Here is a 2,350-nt window from a genome sequence, read left to right on the forward strand (position 1 = left end):
CCGGTACAGTCCTAGCCGATACGGGAGCCCAGCACGCGGGAATCTATCAGCTATTCATCGTCATGAGTGCCGGTGATGGCGTAGGCACGCCAGCGATGGACTTGCAACGGAGAGACGCGGCCAACGCCGCGAACATCTGGGTTCAACGATTCTGGGGCATGGGAGGAGGGCCTAACGGCCAGTCTGGGACTGCTCCGATGTCGTTCCGAGTGGAGCTCGCAGCTTCCGAGAGAATCCGCGTTACGGTAGGGCCTGCCGGTGGGGCCGGTTCAGGATATCAGGCGTCGATCTGGCTAACCCCTGTGACTTAACGCATATCTCACATTTGAAGGCCAGCGTCTTATTCGAAATGAATAGGACCGCTGGCTTTCGTGAGAGAATGTGCAGCACAGGTGCCAGGGTCCCATCGTTCCTTATCCACACCGCATCATGATCGCTTAAGTGTAGGTGATCGCAGACGATTCTCATAGTTATCCCCGTTATCCCCGTTATCCACAGCCCATCCGACGAATTTTCTTTCTTTCTTCGAACGTTCGGAGGGCGCTCCCGCTGCGAGCCTACGGCTCTGAGCCTGCCGCCCCGCCCTAACCACCTCCATTTTAAAGTTTTTGTAGACTTTTCGCTACACCACCCCTAGTATGTATCCAAAGAGATACACACAAGGGGTAGCGTATCGGCATGGAACAAGCTCTATTACTGGTTATCGCTCTCGTTTTGGGTGGTGGGGTAGCTGGCGGCCTGGTTACAACCTGGTCCTTGCACCGTCGAACCCGTAAGCTGGAATGGGCCGTTGCTGATCTTGAGGCGCGGTCTGTAACTGTCGCCAACCGCGAGAAGAGCGTCAAACGGTGGCAGAAGCAGGAGACGATAGACAATGAGCTTGAAGCCCTCATGGCGGGCGCGAAGAATCCTAGCCCGTCGCGCAGAACGCGACAGTTCTCTAACGATCCGATGGAGCCTGAGGTTTAGTCATGGGATTTTTGGGGTCTTTTGGTAAGGCTCTCGGGATTCAGAACCTAAACAAGGGTGAAGGCTGGAACATTGCCCGCGTGGTTTTCCCGCCGATCATTGCAACGGAAGTTGCTGTCGGCGCGATAGGCAAGGGCATCCAGGCTATTTCCAATATCGGAGCGAACCGGACTAAAACGAACGTCTTACAAGGCGGGAACTACAGCTATTACGGTCAAGGCGGCGGTAACCCCTATGGGCCGCCGCCCGCGTATTCCGTATACTTTTCTGAGCCGACAGGAGGGCATCAGCCATGGGACTTTTCGACTTCGTCGATTCCGTTTTCGATCCCACTAGCGGGTTCGCAGGAGACCTCATTGAAGGGGTCGCAGGGTCAATCCTGGGAGGATTTTCTCACAACCAGCCTACAGCGTTGATGCCGACTTACCAGCCCGTTTCATACGGTGGATTCGGCGCGCCGGCTGCGGTCTATCCCACAGCCGCTTCTGTGCCGATGGCTGCGCGTGCAATCGCTGCCGGAATGCCTGCCTGGTCTGCTCGTTTTCCTTCTCTGTGGCAGGCGCTCCAAAAGCTCCGGGCGAGTGGATCCCGGGCAACCATCGAACAACTGTACTCGATGCTGCGCCGGTGGGGTCCGACCGCGCTCTCGACGGTGATCGGAGCCGCGGCCGTCGCGGATCTGGTTTCCTATCGGATGCAACATAAACGCAGAAGGATGAATCCAGCGAATCCCAAGGCGCTCCGCCGGTCAATGCGACGTCTGAAGAGTTTCGACACAATGGCCAGCCGCGTGAAGATGCAGCTAGCGACTAGCTGCCATGTGCGGCGCCGCAAAAAGTGCTAGGAGGACACCATGCCAGTAATGCAAGACAGTGTTTCGGTAGCAGCGAATTCGGTGAGCGCAAACGTGGTGGCGGGTCAGCTCTATGAGTTTGTACCTACCGGCACGAAGGTGACCCTTTCCTGTACCGGCTCAAACACGGGCTTACGCGCAACCCTGATCGCGAATATCCCCGTGATGAACGATCAGGCGATTAACCTGCAAAATCGGTTTCCGATCATTCCGGATGATATCGTTTTTCAGGGCGCGGTAAGAGCCTGCCGGATTGTCCTGACGGCCAGGAACACCACGGCGGGCGCTCTGACGTTCTTCTGGCGAATCGACGTGAACTAATGCCACAGATAGCGCGGATAACCTCAACGTTTTTTACCAACCTGATTTCAAGGCTTGGGATCCGTCCGCCTTTCTCTGAAGGCTTCGAGGTTTCGAACGTCGTACACCCTGTATCGATTGTCGACTCGGATATAACCTTTTCGGCACTGGCCACAACGCAGAGTCTAGGGACACCGTTTACTGTGGGCGCTTTAGGCGCTCCAGCCG

3 protein-coding genes are annotated in these 2,350 nt (G+C 56.4%); all 3 read left to right on the plus strand.

What is annotated here, in order from left to right:
* Window positions 1-678 precede the first annotated feature (678 nt).
* Window positions 679-969: a hypothetical protein gene (locus KIT10_16285; protein ID MCW5900817.1), complete on the plus strand. Its 291-nt coding sequence runs from the start codon at window positions 679-681 to the stop codon at window positions 967-969.
* Window positions 970-971: 2 nt separating this feature from the next.
* Complete coding sequence (locus KIT10_16290) at window positions 972-1,385, plus strand: hypothetical protein (GenBank protein MCW5900818.1); 414 nt, start codon at window positions 972-974, stop codon at window positions 1,383-1,385.
* A gap of 446 nt (window positions 1,386-1,831) precedes the next feature.
* Window positions 1,832-2,143, plus strand: a complete 312-nt coding sequence (locus tag KIT10_16295) for a hypothetical protein (GenBank protein MCW5900819.1) — start codon at window positions 1,832-1,834, stop codon at window positions 2,141-2,143.
* The last annotated feature ends 207 nt before the right edge of the window (window positions 2,144-2,350 follow it).

The sequence above is a fragment of the Flavobacteriales bacterium genome, assembly GCA_026129465.1.
Classification (GTDB): domain Bacteria; phylum Bacteroidota; class Bacteroidia; order Flavobacteriales_F; family PHOS-HE28; genus PHOS-HE28.